The following is a 15,915-nucleotide window of genomic DNA, read 5'->3' as shown; positions in this document are numbered from 1 at the left end:
CTGCCCAGACGCCTCTAAATCTTAGATTTAATTTTGATTAAAATCTTTTGGGGCGGGCGGGAAGCCCGCCCCACAAATACAATCTAGATGCCCGACAGCTTACAATTTGTCGATCGCCCTTTTGGCCTTATCCGTCAGATTTTTTACCGCATCTTTCACATCTTCTGCTGCGTGGCGGGCGGCGGATTCCGCTTGTTTCGCTTTGCCTTCTGCCTGGTCTTTCTTATTGCCCGTGATGTTACCGAAAATTTCCTGAGCTTTGCCTTCTACGTTTTTGCCGATCGCCTTTGCTCTGTCTTCTGTACTCATAATCAGCTCCATTGAGTAGTTGAACGCTACTACCACCCTAACATTAGCTCAACAGAAGTTGCTCGCTAACTTCACATTAATTTATGTTGATTTTGATTTTTATTGGTTTTCAGTAGAGTTTTTGCCCAATATTTTATTGATACAGAAACCGCAGTAGTAGGGTGCGTCAGAATGACTTGATTATTCAGATTTACTCTGATAAAAACTGAGGCACGCACCCTACAGTTATACTCAAATTATTGTGGGGTGGGCTTCTAGCCCGCCCAAAAAGTTACAAACTATTTTAAACTCGCCGCTGCAACTTTAATCGGTTCGAGCAATTCTAACGGTATATGCAGCATATTCAAGTGAGTAGTTTCAACACCTTTCCTTTCATTTCTTTCTACTTCGGGGCCGTGATAATCGCTGCCACCTGTCATCAGCAAACCGCGATCGAGGCACAATTGTTTTAACTTATGAATTTGGCTGGAACTGTGGCTGGGATGGTATACTTCAACTCCCATTAAACCAGCATCTACTAATTCTTTCAAGACTTCCTCAACAGCGCCGCCGCGAAACAAATAAGGGTGAGCCCAGACTGGTACTGCGCCGCAACTCTTGAGTAAATCGATGCCTTCTGCGATCGAGAATTTCTCGTAATGCACGTAAGCCGGGCCGTCATCTCCCAGCCAGCGATCGAAGGCTTCCCGGGATGATTTGGCGTAACCGGCTTTTACCAGCGCGCTAGCAATGTGAGGCCTTCCCGGTGCCATTCCTGGGGATGTTGTTGGCAGTTCGATCGCGTATCCCATTGCTGCTAGTTTTTCTACCATTTCCTGCGATCGCCGAAACCGTCCTTCCAGGCGCGCTTTCAAAGGATCTCGCAGCTTATTTGCATCGGGATAAAAACCTAAAATATGCAGCGATCGACCGTTATGTACCGTACTGAGTTCTAGCCCTGGTACTATTTCTAGATTGTACAAGCTAGCGGCGGCGAAGGCTTCGTCCCAACCCGACATCGTATCGTGATCCGTGATGGCTAAAGCCCTAACTCCTGAGGCAGCGGCGGCTGCTACGAGTTGGCTGGGGGTGAGAGTACCGTCGGAGTAAGTTGTATGGCAGTGAAGCTCTAGCATATTGACCTGATTAATTATCGATCGACTTTGCAAACTGTACTGAAACTAACCCCCTCAGCAAGTATAACCTTAGTCCGTGATTCCTAACTATGGGTTCCAGCTTCGCCCTTGTGCCAGTTGGCGAATTGGCTGAATTTAGCGTCTGTTGCTTGTACGCAGAAACACACTCTCAAGTTATACAGGACAAACGTTTGAGTGCGATCGCCCGTCATCCGCGATCGAGCGAAAAAGTGTGAAGGTACGGATAGTGGCATTTGGCGAACACCATGACTCAGGGATTTTTTCTAAAGTAACAACATGACATTCAGGAAATACATATGAAATCTACTCTTTGCTTCCCCGAAACTTCCGTACACTCTCAAAAAATTAATTCCAACAATCATGGGATGAATTCTCACAGTAACATGGACTATTGTATCGCTGCTGCTTGGATCGACTTAGTGGGAGGAGATTACAGCAGTTTGGGAGGAGATGATTGGCTGGCTGTATGCGGCGATATTGATGAAGGCGAAATTTACCGCGAATGGTTTATGTGGCAAGACCGCGAAGTAACTCAAGAATGGGAAGCTTACGATCCAATTACTAATTATCGACACGTTGCTTGTAGCCGAGAAATGTTGATTGCTCAAATTGACAGAATCGAAGATACAAGACTATTTTAAAATCATAACTAATATTTAAATTTGATTGGCAGCAAACGTAAATTCAGCTTGCCCTCTCTGATTCCCGACTTCTTAAAAAAGCCGGGAATTTCGTTATTATTTTTTGATTTATTTTTGCTTCTCCCGTTCTAACTTGCGCTGCTTCAACGCTTCCAGGTTTTGTTTGATGCTGTCGATCGCACTTCCATTACCCTGCTCTTGGTATAATTCGCTAGCACGGATCAAATCTGCAACAGCCTCACCATCCGATCGCAAATTCGCAAAAATCAAACCGCGATTGTGGTAAGCCTCTGCCGTTGAAACCTCTTGTATGGCGCTAGTAAATTTATCTTCAGCTTTGCGGTAATTTCCCGACTGATAAGCCTCAATTCCAGCTTGGAAATAAGCCGCAGCTTTCCTACCGCTGTCAGTATCGGGAAATTCTGGCGAGTTTAAAATAGGTTCTTTAAACAGTACCGAAATGCTGCCCTTACCGGAGTAAGCCCAAGTCATTGTTCCCATGCCAATCCCCAGGGCAGCCACAACAATGACAGACAGAGCAATAAAGTTGGTGAGTTCCATAGAGAAATATTTGTTGTATTACAATATGATAAGATAATTTCTAGGTTCTGGAACAATGGCTGTGCGGATTCACCTCAACGGTCAATGGTTTTTGGGCTCGCTAGCTTTAGTATTGTCGATCGGCATAATCAATGCAACTACAACTTCTGACGCAGCAACCAACGCCCAGACTCAAGCGGGATGGCAACTGTTGCAGCGGGGCGAGACAGGGTTGGTGGTGGCAATGCGACACGCGATCGCCCCTGGAACCGGAGATCCTGCTAACTTTAAATTGGGCGACTGTTCCACCCAGCGCAACTTATCAGCCCAGGGAAGAACCCAAGCCCAGCAAATTGGAGCCGAATTTCGCAACCGCAACATCAAAATTGCCAGAGTTTTATCGAGTCAGTGGTGTCGGTGTTTGGAAACAGCAAAACTAATAAATTTAGGTAAAGTCGAGCCATTAAGAACACTCAACTCGTTCTTTAGCGACAGCAGCAAAGAAGCCCGACAAACAGCGACAATCCGCAAATTGATTGTTGACAACCGCAACACTAAAGGCGCTATTATTATGGTAACTCATCAAGTAAATATTACAGCAATTACAAATATTGTTCCCCAAAGCGGCGAAGCTGTGATTCTCAAAAGCGACGAACAAGGTAAAATCAAAATAGTTGGACGAATTGGCGGATTTTAAGAATGTGTAGCAATCCTTGCCGAATTTTTCGCGAACTCTTGCTTTCCTCTTCCTTTGTCTCCTTCGCAGCACGAGAAAAAAAATCGTTGAGTCTTGCTATCTAAAGTGATAATGTATAATTTTCCAGCAAATTTATGACTGCAAAATTATTGTGAGCGATAGTGCAGAGACTAAGCAAGAGAGAAGAAAAAGGTGGAAAGATTGTTTAGAAGCCGGAATCGATCGAGCTGAAGATCCGATAATTATCATTACCTTTCATTCAGGGTGGGCTTCTGCCGCACGTCCAGTTTTAGCACGGGGCATTGATAAGCGGGAATATGTCATCAAGGGGCAACAAGCAGGGCGTCAAATCGTCAACGATCAGGTGGTAGCAAGACTCGGTATCGCAATCGGAGCACCTGTGGGAGAACCTTGTATTGTTGAAATTTATGAGGAACTAATTGCTGAAGATTCTAGATTTTCTTATCTTACTCCTGGAACGGCTCATGCTACGCTTTACATCCCTAAATGTTCTGCCGAAAGAGAAGAAATCAAGCACACAAACCAGCCCGAAAACCGCGAAAGGTTTGCTTTGCTGATTTTGCTGTACGGATGGGTATATGCTAATGACTGTCAATTCATCTATCAAAATTTTCGTCCCAATTTAGTTTACTCTGTAGACCACGGTCATTTCTTTCCAGGCGGCCCAAAGTGGAACCAGCGCGACTTGCTCGAAGCTGCTAATGCTGAGATAAACCCCCACCTTGTTTCTAAATGTCAACTAAAGCCAGAGGAGATTAGCCAGGGACTTATGCTTCTCGATGCTGTCAGCGAAGAAAGCATTATTCAAGCTGTGGCTGCTCCGCCCAGGGAATGGGGATTTACAATTGACGAGCGTGTTACCATGGTAGAGTATCTTGTTAAAAGAAGACAGGATTTACTGGCGCTCTTATAGCCACTGTCAGACAAAAAGGCGGAAACAATGGCAAGCAAGTATAGTATCGTTCAATACGTTCCCAATCCAATTGCTAACGAACGGATTAATATTGGCGTTGTTGCTTTTAACGAAGAACAGGTGCGCGTTCAGTTTCTCACAAACTGGGAGCGGGTGCGGCATTTTGGCATGGAAGATGTTACTTTCTTGAAAGAGTTTGCTCAGCGAATGTCCCAAGCTGCTGACTGTGGATTGATTTTTCCTGGGGATAACCCAAATGCTCCTTATCAGGAACGTTTAAATAAAATTGCCCAGGATTGGCTCAATAGTATTCAGTGGACAGAACCTCGTGGCTCCTTAGCAGATGTCGATAGTTTACTAGAAGATATTGCTAGTAATTTTTTGGTAGATTTGAATTCCCAAAAGCCGCATCGACGTGACCGCCAAGATGCTGCAAGATTGACCACTTCTAAATTTAGAAATGTTTTTCAAAAGTACGTGAAAAATGATGCTAAAGAACTCCTAAAAACAAGTTATTCCGTGCAGGGTAGTCGAGACTCTCACAAGTTTGATGCAGTTGTTGCTAATGGGCAACCTTACTTGGCAGCACACGGTGTATCATTTGAGGTGAAGATACCGGAACACCTGCAAAAATCTCTGTTTTGGATGATTACTGATGTAAAACAGTGTCAACCTAATTTTCCTATTGCAATCATGGCACTACCGCCAAAAAAAGACGCTGATAACTATCAAGAATCTCAGCAAAATTATCAGCAAGCTACCTCGACGTACTCAGAACTTGGTGCAAAGGTTCTTCAAGAAGAAGATGTTGAAAGTTGGGTAATCGAAAGACTTGAGAAGGGGAATCTATTGCATAGGTAAAGCGATTTTCCCATTGCCAATTCCCCCAATCTCCAATTACCAATTACCCATTACCCATTTATATGAGTTTCCAATACAGCGCAGCCTTCGTGACTTTAGCAGACCTTGACAAAGAAGTTCTCGTTAAATTTTACACCAAATTTCTCGACCTAGAACCAAACCCTTACATTCCCAATAATTATGCTGAATTTCAACTCCCCGGCCTGAGACTCGGCATATTCAAACCGAAAGATTCCCACAAATCGGAATTTGCAAATCGAGCCAAAACAGGCATGAGTTTGTGTTTGGAAGTCAGCAATATCGAAACTGCGATCGCCCGAATCTGGGCCTTAGGATATCCCCCCGCCGGAGAAATTATCAAAGCCTCACACGGTTTAGAAATCTATGCCTTCGATCCCGCCGGAAATCGCCTAATTTTGCATCAATCCCATTAGAATCTAAAATAATCCTCCCGCCTGTAGTCTGTGGTGGAACAGGCGTCTCGCCTGTGATTCTGTGGTGGTGATTCTGTAGTGGAACAGGCGTCTCGCCTGTGATTCTGTGGTGGTGATTCTGTGGTGGAACAGGCGTCTGGCCCGCCGGTGGTTCCTTCACAACCCCTCAACTATCTAATCAATTCAGCAAAACTATAAAAACTGATAATTAACAATAACAAAGCAGTGAAATGAGTCCACTGAAATTGAGGCCGCGGCCCGATATATTCCCGCACCAAAATTGAGAAAGAGGAACCAATGATATAACTCAAAGACAGCGTTAAATACTGCCACTGCAACGTTACACTCCACAGCCCGAGAAAAATCATCGCCAAAGTCAACATCACCAACTCAACAAACCGAGGCGGATTTTGCTGGCTAGACAGAATCACAGTGTTCAACCAATATTCCCAACTTCTCATGTTTTAACGATCGAGCTTTTGGATGTAGCCTTCCAGCTTAACCTACGATCGCCATTCAATCTGTCGCTGCAAACACACCAAAGCCTCCGCCGTCTCCACCTGCGGAAACTGGGCGTAAAAACGGCTGACACTGTAAAAAGGATGAGGAGTCTCCAAAATAATCAACTTATCGGCGATTTGCGCCAAAAATCCCATCAACTCTGGCGGGGCGACGGGCGCGCAAATCCACAAAGCCATCGGTTGCTGCGACTGCAAAGCCTGCGCCGCCACAGCCACCGTCATCCCCGTCGCAATCCCATCGTCCACTAAAATCGCCAAAGACCCCGCTGCGCTGACATTGGGCCGTCCCGAAGCCAAATCTGCCAACAGAGATTGAGCGCTATTTTCAGCCTGCTGGAGTGCTGATTTTTGCAAGCGTAAATTTTGCTGATTTTGCTTTTGCCAGAGAACCTGGCCGTCAGCAGTTGCAGCCCCGATCGCCAATTCCAAATTATCTGGGCGAGTAATTTTCTTGGCGACAACCACATCCAAAGCACAGCCCAAGCGGCGCGCAATCGGTACAGCAACCGGCAAACCCCCGCGCGGCAAGGCGTAAACAATCGGTTTAATAGTATCCTGTGTTGTTAAATTCAACTTGCCGAGCTCGCCTGCAACTGCCTCGGCCAGTTTTTCGCCTGCATCGGCGCGATCGTCAAAAAACGGGTTAGAGAACATATTTTTGCCTGTACGAGCAAACCCGATCTAAACTATAACTCTAGCTTCCCCAAAATCCCCTCTATCTTTAACAGCGGACAATTGACGGTGCACAATTAGAGCAAAAACCTAGATCGGATTTTCGCTGTCAACTATCAACTATCAACTATCAACTGTCAACTATCAACTATCAACTATCAACTATCAACTATCAACTGTCAACTGTCAACTATCAACTGTTTAAACATATGTCCAGCGACTTGCAACTCAGCCTTTTTGACAGCAATCAAAGTGCTGCTTTCCAAAACGACTCAATACCAGCAAATGCCAAAATTCCCATTCCCGCCGGCACCTATCAAAACATGGAACAAATCGGCGAACACTGCAACCGCTGTCACCGCTGCGAATTGGGAAATACCCGCACTCACGCCGTCATCGGGCGCGGCAATCCTCAAGCCTCGATTTTGATTGTGGGAGAAGCGCCCGGACAAAATGAAGATGAAACCGGATTACCCTTCGTAGGGCGATCGGGCAAACTGTTAGATAAGATTTTAGAATCCGTAGAATTGAGCACAGAAACCGACGCATTCATAGCCAACGTCATCAAATGTCGCCCTCCCAACAACCGCCCTCCCACAGCAAAAGAAATCGAAGCTTGCAAACCATACTTGCTCGAACAAATTCGCATCTTAGACCCCAAAATCATTTTATTAACTGGTGCTACAGCCCTAAAAGGTTTGTTAAGCGACAAGCGACCAATTAGTAAAATTCGAGGTCAATGGATTGAATGGGAAGGACGTTTGTGTATGCCAATTTTTCACCCATCATACTTGTTGCGAAATCCCTCCCGCGAACCGGAAACACCAAAATGGTTTATGTGGCAAGATATGCAGGCAGTAAAAGCTAAATTGGATGAATTCAAAGCGGTAAGTTAAAGAGAGCATGATAAATCTCGCTTTTACCAGAGTCTCGATCCCCCTAAATCCCCCTTAAAAAGGGGGACTTTGATGTTCACTCTTGTCCCCCCCTTATTAAGGGGGGCTAGGGGGGATCGAGGGTCTAATCGTCAAACAGTAGCTTGTTGGCAACTGGTATTAAAATAGGTAAATTATGTTAATCTAAAAATATTAAACCAAAAAAAATTATGAGTCAATGCCTTAATCCCGACTGCCTCCATCCCAACCCACCCATCACCCAATTCTGCCAAAAATGCGGAAACAAACTGCTACTCGGAGACAGATACCGTGCAGTAAAATACATTTCCGAAGGAGCTTTCGGCCGTACATTCAAAGCCGTAGACGAACATCGACTCGATACAATTTGTGTAATCAAACAATTTCTCCCGCAACTACAAGGGAATGCCGCCATCCAGAAAGCGACGCAGTTATTCAAACAAGAAGCAGTCAGACTGCGAGATTTAGGCAAACATCCTCAAATCCCCGATCTATTGGCATTTTTTGAACAAAATAAACGCTTCTATCTAGTACAAGAATTTATAGACGGTGAGGATTTATTAAAAGAATTAGAGCAGCAGGGAAAGTTTAGCGAAAAACAAATTAAACAATTACTGAATGAATTGCTACCGATATTAGATTTTGTTCACAACCAAAAGGTAATTCACCGAGACATTAAGCCGGAAAACATCATTAGAAATTCTCACGGTTCTTTAGTATTGATTGACTTTGGAGTTGCCAAGGAATTGAGCGGTAGTGTTTTGACTAAAGTGGGAACTGTAACTGGCACTCCTGGTTATGCGGCACCGGAACAAATGCAAGGTCATGTTTTTCCAGCGAGTGACTTGTACAGTCTTGGTGTAACTTGCATTCGGTTATTAACCGGATGTTTCCTGAAAGAGATAAATGGAATTTTGTTTGATGAACTTTTCGATCCGATGCAAATGCAATGGAACTGGAAAAACAAGACAGTTCATCTCAACAAGGACTTGGCAAAAATTTTAGATAAAATGATACTATTTCCAGTTGGTGCGCGCTATCAATCAGCAGGAGAAGTATTGCAAGCTCTTGATTCAATCTCAGTATTACCCAATCAAATATTAGCACCACTACCGCCAGCAAAACCCGTTCATTCTTCAGCAGCAGCTAATAAAATATCAGCTAAATTTAAACCAAAAGCCTCTTACTTCAAATCCTTTACTGAAGACTTGGAAAATGGCGTGCAGTTAGAAATGATAGGAATTCCCAGTGGAACCTTCACAATGGGTGCGCCAGACATTGAAGCAGAAAGCCAATATAAAGAAAAACCTCAACATCCTGTCACAATTCAACCTTTCCTTTTCGGAAAATATGCGATCGTACAAGCACAGTGGAAAGCCGTTGCTAAATTGCCACAAATTCAATATCATCTCAACCCAGACCCCTCTAAATTCAAAGGCAATAACCTACCAGTAGAAAATGTCTCTTGGTATGAGGCGGTGGAATTTTGTGCTAGGTTATCTAAACATACTGGACGCAATTATCGCTTGCCCACTGAGGCAGAATGGGAATATGCTTGTCGTGCTGGTACGACTGCACCGTTCTATTTTGGTGAAACAATTACTACAGATATTGTTAACTATAACGGTAATTACTCTTACAATAATTCACCAAAAAGTCAGTATCGAGAACAAACTACAGATGCAGGCAGTTTTTCTCCCAATGCTTTTGGTTTATATGATATGCACGGGAACGTCTGGGAGTGGTGCGTTGACCCCTGGCACGGTAGCTATTACGGAGCACCAACTGATGGTAGCGCCTGGGATGAAAAATGTAATGATAATCGCTATCAAAATTCTATTGAATTATTAGTAAAATCTCAAAATAATAAAATAGCAAGGGTGCTGCGCGGGGGGTCGTGGCTTTACCATCCGAGGAATTGCCGTTCTGCTTTTCGCTTTTTCAATACGCCGGAATTTGACTATCATGACTGTGGTTTTCGAGTTGTATGTGTTGGTGTATGAACTTCTCAACCCTTGATACTTTCTCATTTTGCATAACAATCTCGCAACCACAAACGAATCGCCTCAGCAATTGCGCTTTTTTCGTTTTCTGCCGGCGACAACGGACTAACATCCGCCACTGTACCAAACCTAGAAACAATTTTTACTAATTCCCAGCCCTTCTCTGTTTTAGCTAAAAACAGCCAGTGATATTGCTGAATCTCGACTCGCTTTCCTCCGCGATATTGCAGTTCCAAAGTAGTAATAAAAACTTGACTGGCATTTTCGGGAAGTGCTTCTGCAAAATTTAAAGGTAGCGGTTCAAACTCCGGGCGACCTGCTAAAATTATTTGACGCTGCACGTCACCGATCGCCCTAGAATTGTTAGGAGCAAAGCCCGATCGCACAATTACCCGGTTAGCATAACTCGGCAAATCCTGCAACAGGCGATCGACTAAAGCTTCCAAATCAGCCGGACAGGGCGATCGCGCTAACAAACTGTACCGACTTGCGTTTATACTGCGATCGCCATTTGTGACAAAATTAGCAGCCAAAGTCGGACTTGCGATCGCAGATGTTAGCAGATAAACACAGATGAACGCTGATAAAATTTCATCTGTGTTCATCTGTACTTATCCAATCTCTTCACAAATGCGCGCAAAAGCCGCCACCGGATCGTCGTTCGCCGTAATCGGCCGCCCAATCACCAGATAATCAGCACCAGCTTTTAAAGCAGCCTTCGGAGTCATTGATCGCCTTTGATCGCCTCCATCAGCCCATTTTGGACGAACCCCCGGACAAACCAACAAAAAATCATCCCCGCAACTCATTCTTAACTGTTCCGCTTCTTGGGGAGAACAAACCGCACCAGCTAAACCTGTTTCCTTAGCTAACAATGCCATGTGCAAAGCATATTCCGGCAACTCTAAAGGTATTTTCAATTCAAAAGCTAACTGTCGCGAATTCAAACTCGTTAACAGCGTAATTGCAATCAATTTAGGAGTCGGTTTCTCAACCGCCGCCGCCCCTTCTACCAAAGCTGACTGTGCCGCTTTCAAAGCATCTTTACCACAAGTAGAATGGATTGTCAATAAATCCACATTGTACTTAGCAGCAGCCCGACAAGCACCAGCTACAGTATTCGGGATATCGTGAAATTTTAAATCGAGAAAAATCCGTTTTTCCCGTTCTTTCAGAATCTCGATAATTGCCGGCCCGCAGCTAACGAATAACTCTAAACCGACTTTCCAAAATGATACATCTGGCAGTTTGTCGATCAGGGCGATCGCACTTTCTTGACTCGGGACATCCAAAGGAACAATAATTTTATCTGTGACCATAGTACCGTTCGTAGTAAGAACTTCATAGTAGATTGGTGTCAAAACATCAAACGTAGTCACAGACTGCTGTTTGAGGTTCGGGCCTAGATCCCCCCTAACCCCCCTTAAGAAGGGGGGGACAAGAGTATTATCAAAGTCCCCCTTCTTAAGGGGGATTTAGGGGGATCTGGCCTCGGAGCAAAGCGAGATTTATCAAGGGTTATAGACTTAAGTTTAGGGGGATCTGGCCTCGGAGCAAAGCGAGATTTATCAAGGGTTATAGACTTAAGTTGACACCAATGGCGGTTAACAAATCCCAACTCAATCCACTAAGCGGACAAACTTATTTTTGCCTACTTGCAAAACTTTACCGCATAAATCACCTGGTGATTCAAAGGTAAGATTAACATCCGAAACTTTCTCACCCTCCAACTTCACTCCGCCGCCCTGCATCAACTTCCGTGCGTCGCCGCTGCTTTTACAAAGCCCGCTAGCACTCAGAATATAAAACAACTTGGCCGGAAACTCCACGCTTGCTAAAGAAAACTCCGCCACAGCATCAGCTTGTCCCGCCGCACCTTTGATTAGCGCGATCGCATCTTGTTGTGCCCGATCGCCCGCTTCCTTCCCAAAATACTGACTTACCACATCCACAGCCAAAAGTTTCTGTTTTTCGCGCGGATTTTCTGGCAATTCATCAAGCGGCAAATCTGTCAATAGCTCGAAATACTGGGCGATCGAGCGATCGGCAATTTTCTCCAACTTAGAATACATCGTCAGCGGATCTTCCGACAAACCGACATAATTATTCAAAGACTTCGACATCTTTTGCACGCCGTCAGTCCCGATCAAAATCGGCATCAGCAAACCAAACTGCGGTTTCATCCCAAAATGCCGCTGCAAATCTCTTCCCACCGCAATATTAAACTTTTGGTCAGTTCCCCCCAACTCCACATCGGCTTCCAACACTACTGAATCGTAACCCTGCATTACTGGATATAGAAACTCGTGCAAATAAATCGCATTTTCCTGCTGCATCCTGTTATCAAATCCCTCTTTAGCGAGCATCTGCTGCACCGTCATCGTGCCTAGCAGTTCCAAAATCTTCGCCATGTCCAATTTTGACAACCACTCGGAGTTATAGCGAATTTCCAAACGTCCGGGCGTGTCAAAATCTAGAATCGGACGCACTTGGTCTAAATAAGTCTTGGCATTTTCCGCCACTTGTTCGGCTGTCAACTGAGCGCGCGTCTCCGACTTCCCAGTCGGATCGCCAATTCTTGCGGTAAAATCTCCGATGACCAGTACCGCCGTGTGGCCTGCATCCTGAAAAGCTCGCAGCTTGCGGAAGCAAATACTGTGTCCCAAGTGAATGTTCGCCCCTGTGGCGTCGATTCCCAGTTTGACTCGCAACGGTCGATCGACTTTTTCCAGCAGTTGGGCCAGATTTTCGTCAGGGTTGCTAGAATCAGGTCGATCGGGAAAAATTTCGCTGATGCCGCGGTAAATTCCAGAAAAGTTAGGAGAAATCATAAAAGAGCGATCGTCCATCATTATATTTTGCAAAAGTGCAGCAGAATTAGTTACACTCACTGATTGACACATAAACACACAACTATCAAGCTACTATAATCTCAAAGCTGACCAGCTTTTATTAGCAAACCCATCCAGAAAGGGATACCAGCCCCGACAAGAGTCGCGGACATCCCACAATTTTAGACTAAGGTTCAAACTCCTAAATTTATCAGTGGAGTAAATCTAAAATCTAAAATCTAAAACCTAAAATCTAAAATCGATCAACTGACAGCCTCCAGCCTTGCCATCTAAAATTAAAAGTCTTAAACCCCAAATCGAGTGAGGAAGTGAAATCCACGTGTCAACCAACGCAGTCCGCAAAAATACGGAAAACCCAGCCCCTGTATTCGAGTTTGTTCAGTCAGTCAGCAAAGTGACCGCCGGAACCATACTCAGCATGACCATGCTTGCCAGTTCCGTAGTCGCCGGCGGACTGGTTGGCCTAGCGATCAGCTTCCGCAATTTGCCAGATGTTCGCATCTTGCAAACCTACTCTCCCACCGAAACTACCCACATTTATGACATCAACGGCCGCCCCCTAGCCAGCATCCACGATGAAGCTAACCGGGATGTCGTACCCCTTGAAAAAATCTCCCCGAACCTGAAACGGGCTGTTCTGGCGATCGAAGATAGCAACTTCTTTACCCACAAAGGTATCAACCCCGGCGGGATAGCCCGAGCTCTCATAGTCAACCTAGAGAAAGGTAGAACCGTTGAAGGCGGCTCGACTATGACGATGCAGCTAGTCAAGAACTTGTTTCTATCTCCCCAATCAAAATTTAGTCGCAAGATAGCTGAAGCGGTAATGTCTATCCGCTTGGAGCAAATTCTTAACAAAGACCAAATTATGCAACTGTACCTAAATCAAATCTATTTAGGTCACAACTTGTACGGCGTAGAGACAGCTTCTCGAAGCTATTTCAACAAGTCAGCCGAGAATTTGAGCCTTGCAGAATCAGCGATGCTGGCCGGCTTAATTTCCGCTCCCGAAGAATACAGTCCTTTTGTCAACTACAAGTTGGCAAAAGAACGGCAGGAAATCGTTTTAACCCGGATGAGAGAACTCAAATGGATTACAATAGCTGAAGAAGCAAGCGCCCGAGCGCAAAAAATTAAGCTGGGCAAAATCACTTCTTTTGGTGGCTCTCAAGTTCCTTACGTCACACAAGCCGTAGTCCAGGAGTTGACACGGCGTTTTGGGCGAGATGCCGTCCTCAAGGGTGGAATGCGCGTTCAAACTACGATCGACCTCAAACTACAGCGCATCGCCGAAGAAACCGTCAAAGCGTGGCACGATCGACTTTACTATCAAGGACTTTTTTACGATCGCGACCAAGGTCAAATTGCCCTAGCAGCCGTCGATCCCCGCACCCACTTCGTCAAAGCAATGGTTGGTGGCGTCGATTACCAAAAGAGTGAATTCAACCGCGCCATTCAAGCACGCCGCCAGCCCGGATCTTCCTTTAAGCCCTTCATCTACTACGCTGCCTTTGCTACAGGCAAATACGGCCCCGATTCAGTTGTCTACGACTCCCCCGTCGGCTACCGCGACGGCGACGGATACTACTACCCTCAAAACTACGGCGGCGGCTTCTCCGGTGCCGTCAGCATCCGCAGAGCTTTGGAAGTATCACTGAACATTCCCGCTGTCAAGCTCGGCCAAGAAGTCGGATTGAATAAAGTAATTGAAATTTGCCGGGTGCTCGGCATCAGAAGTCCCATGGAACCCGTAGTTTCTTTACCCTTGGGTGCAGTTGACCTCACTCCTTTAGAAATGGCCGGAGCTTTTGCTACCTTCGCCAACAACGGCTGGCATTCCGACACCACATTTATCGTGCAAGTCACCGACAGCAGCGGCAACGTCTTGCTTGACAACACGCCCAAACCAAAATTAGTTCTCAACGCCTGGGCTGCGGCATCCGTCAACAGCGCCCTGCAAGGAGTAATTTACAACGGTACTGCCAAGGCTGCCCAAATTGGGAGGCCCGCTGCTGGGAAAACTGGCACAACTTCCTCAGAAAGGGATATCTGGTTTGTGGGTTACGTGCCGCAGTTGTCGGTGGCTGTTTGGATAGGCAACGACGATTACACACCGATGAGCTACGGTGCTACTGGCGGTACAATCGTTGCCCCTGTTTGGCGCGATTTTATGAGCCAAGCTTTGCAGGGCGTTCCTGAAGAAGATTTCAAACCTGCTTCATCTTTTGAACGACCGTGAACGAACCTGACGGTCAACTGAGTACAGTTAGACCGCAGGCTTCTTTTTCCTTTTTTGCAAAGGCTTTTTTGAGTGACGGAGTTCCCCCGCCACTTTGATCGCTCAGACCAATTTTCTTGATAAGTTTGGCTGAATTTTCATCTCGATCCAAAGACTCACCGCACTGACAAGAATGCCATCTTTCCGATAACTCTTTTGGTACTTTATTGAGGCAATTCCAACAATACTGAGAAGTTCCCTTCGGCTCGACAAACAAAAGATTTTTACCCAATTTCCAGGCAACATACTTGAGAACATTAGCAAACTGACCGTGAGCAGCATCAAGCATTGATTTATTCAAGCCGCTTTTGGCAGATTGACCGTTTGGCAAATAAACTAAATTACCATTGTCGATCTCGGTTTTAGTTTTAGCGCGTCTTGTCAAATTCTTGATACTCAAATCTTCAGCCACCAAAACATCGCATTTACGAAACAATTCATGTGCCGTCTTGAATTGAAAATCAAGTCTCGCTCTAGCTACAAATTGATGCAGTCTAGAAATCTTGCTTTTTATAACTTGCCAAGGTTTAGAACCCTTGACTCTACTAGCTAGCTTCGCCTGAAGTTTTGCTAATTTCTCGGCAGATTTCCTCAAGAATCTAGGATTTTCAATTCTTTCGCCATTAGAAAGGTAAGCGTAATTAGTAATTCCCAAGTCAATACCAAGAGTGTTTTCATCAGTCGGTTGAATTTCTGCAACCGGCACGGGAACCGTCTTATCTTCTAGCGTCAGGGAAATATACCACCCGTCCGCTTCTCTAATAACTGTCCCCGTCTTAACCGTTAATCCTGTTGGTATTGGACGATGGAATGCCATCGGTATTTGACCTATTTTGGCAAGGTTAATGCAAATCCTATTTTGCTCATCCTTGGCGATATCTAAATTATCTAATTGAGGATAAGTAAAAGATTTGTAGTAGTGAAATCCTTTAAATCGGGGCTTGCCTCTACGATTGCCATTTTTGTCGGGTGTGGTGAAATTTGAAAAGGAAGTTTCCACTCGGTTAATCACATCCTGCAAAACGGCTCTCCTGACTTTATGGTGTATAATGTAACAAACAATACATTTACTGTCATGGACTTTTATTTAGACTATATATTAGACTTGCCTGGAGTCAAGATT

The 15,915-nt window shown here is 45.1% G+C and carries 18 protein-coding genes; 9 read left to right on the top strand and 9 right to left on the bottom strand.

Annotated features, from left to right (window positions below):
• Positions 1 to 99: 99 nt before the first annotated feature.
• On the bottom strand, positions 100 to 309 hold the full coding sequence (locus tag JGK16_RS18735; RefSeq protein WP_293176130.1) for a CsbD family protein: 210 nt from the start codon (positions 307 to 309) through the stop codon (positions 100 to 102).
• 278 nt (positions 310 to 587) lie between these two features.
• Positions 588 to 1,424 (bottom strand): PHP domain-containing protein, encoded by an 837-nt coding sequence (locus JGK16_RS18730; RefSeq protein WP_293176128.1) that lies wholly within the window; start codon positions 1,422 to 1,424, stop codon positions 588 to 590.
• 89 nt (positions 1,425 to 1,513) lie between these two features.
• On the opposite strand from JGK16_RS18730, the gene JGK16_RS18725 reads away from it, so the two are divergent.
• Both JGK16_RS18725 and JGK16_RS18720 read left to right on the top strand, forming a co-directional pair.
• Positions 1,514 to 1,660: a hypothetical protein gene (locus tag JGK16_RS18725; RefSeq protein ID WP_293176126.1), complete on the top strand. Its 147-nt coding sequence runs from the start codon at positions 1,514 to 1,516 to the stop codon at positions 1,658 to 1,660.
• Positions 1,661 to 1,741: 81 nt separating this feature from the next.
• A complete protein-coding gene (locus JGK16_RS18720) occupies positions 1,742 to 2,086 on the top strand; it encodes a hypothetical protein (RefSeq protein WP_293176124.1) in 345 nt (114 codons plus the stop codon).
• Between the two features lie 108 nt (positions 2,087 to 2,194).
• Here the strand turns inward: JGK16_RS18720 and JGK16_RS18715 are convergent, their stop codons facing one another.
• Positions 2,195 to 2,647, bottom strand: coding sequence for a hypothetical protein (locus JGK16_RS18715; RefSeq protein ID WP_293176122.1), 453 nt, complete (start codon positions 2,645 to 2,647; stop codon positions 2,195 to 2,197).
• Positions 2,648 to 2,702: 55 nt separating this feature from the next.
• On the opposite strand from JGK16_RS18715, the gene JGK16_RS18710 reads away from it, so the two are divergent.
• The 4 genes from JGK16_RS18710 to JGK16_RS18695 all read left to right on the top strand — a co-directional run bounded on the left by JGK16_RS18710 (position 2,703) and on the right by JGK16_RS18695 (position 5,552).
• Entirely contained in the window at positions 2,703 to 3,323 is a 621-nt protein-coding gene (locus JGK16_RS18710; RefSeq protein ID WP_293176120.1) for a histidine phosphatase family protein, read from the top strand.
• Between the two features lie 151 nt (positions 3,324 to 3,474).
• Positions 3,475 to 4,257 carry a HipA family kinase gene (locus JGK16_RS18705; RefSeq protein WP_293176118.1) on the top strand — a complete coding sequence of 261 codons (783 nt, stop codon included), beginning with the start codon at positions 3,475 to 3,477 and terminating at the stop codon, positions 4,255 to 4,257.
• Positions 4,258 to 4,284: 27 nt separating this feature from the next.
• Complete coding sequence (locus tag JGK16_RS18700; protein WP_293176116.1) at positions 4,285 to 5,118, top strand: DUF3037 domain-containing protein; 834 nt, start codon at positions 4,285 to 4,287, stop codon at positions 5,116 to 5,118.
• Between the two features lie 62 nt (positions 5,119 to 5,180).
• Positions 5,181 to 5,552, top strand: a complete 372-nt coding sequence (locus JGK16_RS18695; protein WP_293191180.1) for a VOC family protein — start codon at positions 5,181 to 5,183, stop codon at positions 5,550 to 5,552.
• Between the two features lie 170 nt (positions 5,553 to 5,722).
• On the opposite strand, the gene JGK16_RS18690 is transcribed toward JGK16_RS18695, so the two are convergent.
• Both JGK16_RS18690 and JGK16_RS18685 read right to left on the bottom strand, forming a co-directional pair.
• Positions 5,723 to 6,013, bottom strand: a complete 291-nt coding sequence (locus JGK16_RS18690; RefSeq protein WP_293176112.1) for a hypothetical protein — start codon at positions 6,011 to 6,013, stop codon at positions 5,723 to 5,725.
• Positions 6,014 to 6,055: 42 nt separating this feature from the next.
• The gene (locus JGK16_RS18685; RefSeq protein WP_293191181.1) at positions 6,056 to 6,727 is read right to left on the bottom strand and encodes a phosphoribosyltransferase family protein; all 672 of its coding nucleotides are present in this window, start codon (positions 6,725 to 6,727) and stop codon (positions 6,056 to 6,058) included.
• Between the two features lie 227 nt (positions 6,728 to 6,954).
• Between JGK16_RS18685 and JGK16_RS18680 the strand changes: the two genes are divergently transcribed.
• Together JGK16_RS18680 and JGK16_RS18675 are read left to right on the top strand one after the other, a co-directional pair.
• Positions 6,955 to 7,641: a uracil-DNA glycosylase gene (locus tag JGK16_RS18680; protein ID WP_293176108.1), complete on the top strand. Its 687-nt coding sequence runs from the start codon at positions 6,955 to 6,957 to the stop codon at positions 7,639 to 7,641.
• A gap of 209 nt (positions 7,642 to 7,850) precedes the next feature.
• Positions 7,851 to 9,662 carry a bifunctional serine/threonine-protein kinase/formylglycine-generating enzyme family protein gene (locus JGK16_RS18675; RefSeq protein WP_293191182.1) on the top strand — a complete coding sequence of 604 codons (1,812 nt, stop codon included), beginning with the start codon at positions 7,851 to 7,853 and terminating at the stop codon, positions 9,660 to 9,662.
• A gap of 23 nt (positions 9,663 to 9,685) precedes the next feature.
• Here JGK16_RS18675 and JGK16_RS18670 read toward each other — a convergent pair whose 3' ends face one another.
• The 3 genes from JGK16_RS18670 to tyrS form a co-directional block, all read right to left on the bottom strand.
• Complete coding sequence (locus JGK16_RS18670; protein WP_293191184.1) at positions 9,686 to 10,267, bottom strand: hypothetical protein; 582 nt, start codon at positions 10,265 to 10,267, stop codon at positions 9,686 to 9,688.
• A 6-nt stretch (positions 10,268 to 10,273) separates the two neighbouring features.
• Complete coding sequence (gene pyrF / locus JGK16_RS18665) at positions 10,274 to 10,981, bottom strand: orotidine-5'-phosphate decarboxylase (protein WP_293191193.1); 708 nt, start codon at positions 10,979 to 10,981, stop codon at positions 10,274 to 10,276.
• A gap of 300 nt (positions 10,982 to 11,281) precedes the next feature.
• Positions 11,282 to 12,514, bottom strand: a complete 1,233-nt coding sequence (tyrS, locus tag JGK16_RS18660; protein WP_293191195.1) for a tyrosine--tRNA ligase — start codon at positions 12,512 to 12,514, stop codon at positions 11,282 to 11,284.
• A 319-nt stretch (positions 12,515 to 12,833) separates the two neighbouring features.
• Here tyrS and JGK16_RS18655 point away from each other — a divergent pair, with 319 nt between their 5' ends.
• Positions 12,834 to 14,753: a transglycosylase domain-containing protein gene (locus JGK16_RS18655; RefSeq protein WP_293176100.1), complete on the top strand. Its 1,920-nt coding sequence runs from the start codon at positions 12,834 to 12,836 to the stop codon at positions 14,751 to 14,753.
• 13 nt (positions 14,754 to 14,766) lie between these two features.
• Here the strand turns inward: JGK16_RS18655 and JGK16_RS18650 are convergent, their stop codons facing one another.
• Positions 14,767 to 15,813, bottom strand: coding sequence for a transposase (locus JGK16_RS18650; protein WP_293191187.1), 1,047 nt, complete (start codon positions 15,811 to 15,813; stop codon positions 14,767 to 14,769).
• Between the last annotated feature and the right edge of the window lie 102 nt (positions 15,814 to 15,915).

This window comes from Microcoleus sp. PH2017_09_SFU_O_A, from assembly GCF_020738625.1.
In the GTDB taxonomy this organism is placed as follows: Bacteria; Cyanobacteriota; Cyanobacteriia; order Cyanobacteriales; family Microcoleaceae; genus Microcoleus.
The sequence above is the reverse complement of the archived record's forward strand: the minus strand, read 5'-3'. Positions and strand labels throughout refer to the sequence as shown.

Bases quoted from the DNA above. Each gene is read 5' to 3' on its own strand.
- JGK16_RS18685 (WP_293191181.1), bottom strand. From the start codon at position 6,727: ATGTTCTCTAACCCGTTTTTTGACGATCGCGCCGATGCAGGCGAAAAA.
- JGK16_RS18715 (WP_293176122.1), bottom strand. From the start codon at position 2,647: ATGGAACTCACCAACTTTATTGCTCTGTCTGTCATTGTTGTGGCTGCC.
- JGK16_RS18670 (WP_293191184.1), bottom strand. From the start codon at position 10,267: ATGAACACAGATGAAATTTTATCAGCGTTCATCTGTGTTTATCTGCTA.
- JGK16_RS18730 (WP_293176128.1), bottom strand. From the start codon at position 1,424: ATGCTAGAGCTTCACTGCCATACAACTTACTCCGACGGTACTCTCACC.
- JGK16_RS18675 (WP_293191182.1), top strand. From the start codon at position 7,851: ATGAGTCAATGCCTTAATCCCGACTGCCTCCATCCCAACCCACCCATC.
- JGK16_RS18725 (WP_293176126.1), top strand. From the start codon at position 1,514: ATGGGTTCCAGCTTCGCCCTTGTGCCAGTTGGCGAATTGGCTGAATTT.
- JGK16_RS18680 (WP_293176108.1), top strand. From the start codon at position 6,955: ATGTCCAGCGACTTGCAACTCAGCCTTTTTGACAGCAATCAAAGTGCT.
- pyrF (WP_293191193.1), bottom strand. From the start codon at position 10,981: ATGGTCACAGATAAAATTATTGTTCCTTTGGATGTCCCGAGTCAAGAA.
- JGK16_RS18690 (WP_293176112.1), bottom strand. From the start codon at position 6,013: ATGAGAAGTTGGGAATATTGGTTGAACACTGTGATTCTGTCTAGCCAG.
- JGK16_RS18735 (WP_293176130.1), bottom strand. From the start codon at position 309: ATGAGTACAGAAGACAGAGCAAAGGCGATCGGCAAAAACGTAGAAGGC.
- JGK16_RS18720 (WP_293176124.1), top strand. From the start codon at position 1,742: ATGAAATCTACTCTTTGCTTCCCCGAAACTTCCGTACACTCTCAAAAA.
- tyrS (WP_293191195.1), bottom strand. From the start codon at position 12,514: ATGATGGACGATCGCTCTTTTATGATTTCTCCTAACTTTTCTGGAATT.
- JGK16_RS18710 (WP_293176120.1), top strand. From the start codon at position 2,703: ATGGCTGTGCGGATTCACCTCAACGGTCAATGGTTTTTGGGCTCGCTA.
- JGK16_RS18695 (WP_293191180.1), top strand. From the start codon at position 5,181: ATGAGTTTCCAATACAGCGCAGCCTTCGTGACTTTAGCAGACCTTGAC.
- JGK16_RS18700 (WP_293176116.1), top strand. From the start codon at position 4,285: ATGGCAAGCAAGTATAGTATCGTTCAATACGTTCCCAATCCAATTGCT.